General features: G+C 59.4%; 3 protein-coding genes and 1 pseudogene. 2 read left to right on the forward strand and 2 right to left on the reverse strand.

Going from position 1 to position 2,736, the window contains the following annotated elements; translation table 11 throughout:
* Nucleotides 1-500, forward strand: a pseudogene (locus tag WCA53_RS04480) (IS110 family transposase); the annotation flags it as partial.
* Nucleotides 501-620: 120 nt separating this feature from the next.
* On the forward strand, nucleotides 621-1,091 hold the full coding sequence (locus tag WCA53_RS04485; protein ID WP_423905982.1) for a transposase: 471 nt from the start codon (nucleotides 621-623) through the stop codon (nucleotides 1,089-1,091).
* A 359-nt stretch (nucleotides 1,092-1,450) separates the two neighbouring features.
* On the opposite strand, the gene WCA53_RS04490 is transcribed toward WCA53_RS04485, so the two are convergent.
* Nucleotides 1,451-2,425: an IS3 family transposase gene (locus WCA53_RS04490; protein WP_423905985.1), complete on the reverse strand. Its 975-nt coding sequence runs from the start codon at nucleotides 2,423-2,425 to the stop codon at nucleotides 1,451-1,453.
* Nucleotides 2,323-2,598: a transposase gene (locus WCA53_RS04495; RefSeq protein ID WP_423905987.1), complete on the reverse strand. Its 276-nt coding sequence runs from the start codon at nucleotides 2,596-2,598 to the stop codon at nucleotides 2,323-2,325. The genes WCA53_RS04490 and WCA53_RS04495 overlap by 103 nt, the downstream gene beginning before the upstream one ends.
* Between the last annotated feature and the right edge of the window lie 138 nt (nucleotides 2,599-2,736).

A 2,736-nucleotide genomic window follows, 5' to 3' on the forward strand; every position in this document is an offset into this window, starting at 1 on the left:
GCTTCGAGGTCAGCCTGGTGGAACCGGGGCAACTTTCGCGTTGCGGCGCGCGCCCCAAGACGGACGTGCTCGACGCGCAGTGGATCCAGCGGTTGCACTCCTACGGTCTCTTGCGTGCATCGTTTCGTCCTCCGGATTCCGTGCTGGCGCTGCGCTCCTACTGGCGGCAACGGCAAATGCAAGTGCGCTACGCCGCCAGCCATGCCCAGCACATGCAGAAGGCCATGGAGCAAATGAACGTCAAACTGACGGAAGTGGTCACCGATATCACGGGTTGGACTGGGATGGCGATCATCAAGGCCGTCCTGGAAGGCGAACGTGACCCGATTAAGCTGTCCAAACTGCGCGATAAACGCTGTCTTCGCTCCGAAGAGGAGATCGCCCTCGCGTTGGAAGGAACGTGGCGGCCCGAACATCTCTTCGAGCTTCGGCAGGCGCACGACTTGTATCACTTCCATCATCAGCAGATCACCGAGTGCGACCAGCGGGTTCAAACCTAACTGACGACGTTCGCGAACCGGGCGGGAGAAAAGATCCGAACTGGTAAGCCGCGCAAGACTGGCCGCAAAAGTAATGACGTCCGCTTCGAGGCGACGGGCCCTTTGTTCCAGGCATTGGGCGTGGACCTGACATTGATCGAGGGAATCGAAGTGCGAACAGCCCTGGTCATTTTGTCCGAGATCGGTGTGGACGTCAGTCGCTTTCCGACGGAAAAGCACTTCGCGAGTTGGCTGCGGTTGTGCCCCCCACAGGATGAGAGCAATAAGACCAAAAGGCGCCGTGGTCATCGCAAAGGCACCAACCGAGTCACCATCGCGTTGCGGCTGGCCGCCCGGGCGGCGGGCAAGACAATGACGCCGTTGGGCCTGTTCTACCGTCGGATCCGCAGTCGGCTCGGTGGACTCGGGGCCGTCAAGGCGACTGCTCACAAGTTGGCATGTTTGGTCTACAGGATGCTCAAGTACGGCGAGGAGTACGTGACACAGTCCATGGAAGAATACGAGGCCAAGATCAAGGCCAAGATGTTGGATACGCTGAAGCGGAAAGCGGCGGCAATGGGCTTCCAACTGAGTCCAATGCCCACGCAATAAGGGTTTCGATCAAGGCCGTCACCGTCGCGCGACAGGCCCGCAGCCACGCACAACGCTGAGAAACCAAGTCCACCTACCACGGTTCCGGATGTTGGGGGTAAGGGGAGGCTTTGCGCTTCGCTGACGACTGAACCCCGAACAAACCGGTCGTACGCCAGTCATACCGCTCAACAAGCGCTGGGAGTTCATGGGGAGGTAGTGAAGATTGCAGGTTCGCTGTGCGTGCAATCTACGCAACCCTCGTGCAATCTTCGCGAGCTGGGTCGAATGGTCGCGATGAATCGTCAGTGGGCTGCTCCCCATTTTTTGGTCCACTTGAAATGGGAGTTCCTTGAGTGATTACTAATATCTAGACACAGTTAAACAATCACGCGTTTGTGAGTCCTCCGCTGGTCACAAGACGCACTGAACTCTTTCGGCGTTGCGTAGTCCAACGAGCTGTGCGGCCGGACCGCGTTGTATTCCCGGCGGAACCATTTCCCCTTCGCCTGAGCGTCCGCTACCGTCTCGAATTCCACCCTCTCCAGGAACTCATCGCGTAATCGACTGTGAAACGATTCGATATATCCGTTCTCCCAGGGGCTTGCCGCGGCTACCGGGATCGACTTCGCCCCCACCCCCGGTAACCAATCTACCAACGCCGCGCAGATGAACTCAGACCCATTATCGCTCCTGATGCGGGTCGGTGCCCCGCGATGACCAATCACCCGGGCCATGATCCGCCGAACATTGGCCCCGGTGAGCGACCCACCCGCGTGCAAGACCAGGCACTCTCGAGTATATTCGTCCACCAAGGTTAGCCACTTGAAGGAACGGCCGTCGGCCGTTCGGTCTTGGATGAAGTCGCAGGTCCAGACATCGTTCTTGAACCGGGCCGGTTGCTGGACGCAACTATTCGCACTCACACCCGGCTTGGAGCCTAATTTCCTGGGTTTTCTCAGCCTCATGGGCCTCCTCAGTCCCAGGCTGTTCCAGAGCCGCCGCACCCGTTTGAGATTGATCGACCAGCCGCGCCGGGCCAACAAGGCATGAATCCGACGGTATCCGTAACGCGGATGTCGCCGCGCCAATCGTTTGATCTCCTTGTTCAAGGCCGGCTCGTCAGGCCGACGCTTCCGGCGATATCGCAGGCCCGAACGGGATCGCCCCATGACGCGGCAGATTCGCCGCTGCGAGACCCCGTACTGCTGCTCGTCCAGGTAATCGGCGGCGGCCCGCTGCTGGTCCGGGGTCACCACTTTTTTTTTGCGATGTCCTGGAGCATCGTTTTGTCCAGGAGCAGTTCGGCCACCAGCCTCTTGAGCCGATCGACCTCGAGCTCCAGCTCGCGGCACCGGCGATCGGTATCGACCTGGCCAGGTTCGTGTCGCTGTCGCCAACGATAGTAGGTCGTCTCGGCGATGCCATGCTTACGACAAAAGTCAGAGATCGTTAGTCCTTTTGCCAGATCGCGGTCGGCTTCGCGTAGCAAGCGCGCGACCTCCTCGGCGTTCCTTCGCCTTCTCATGGGTCCCTCCAAGGCTTACTCTACCCGGAGACTCCCATTTCGACTGGACCAATTTTCGGGGGGCAGGCCATCGGACGGGCCTCAGACACCACTATCGCTAACCGAAGCGTGTCTCTTTCTAACGCAAAAGTCGTATCC

It is taken from the genome of Caballeronia sp. (assembly GCF_049581465.1).
GTDB lineage: Bacteria > Pseudomonadota > Gammaproteobacteria > Burkholderiales > Burkholderiaceae > Caballeronia.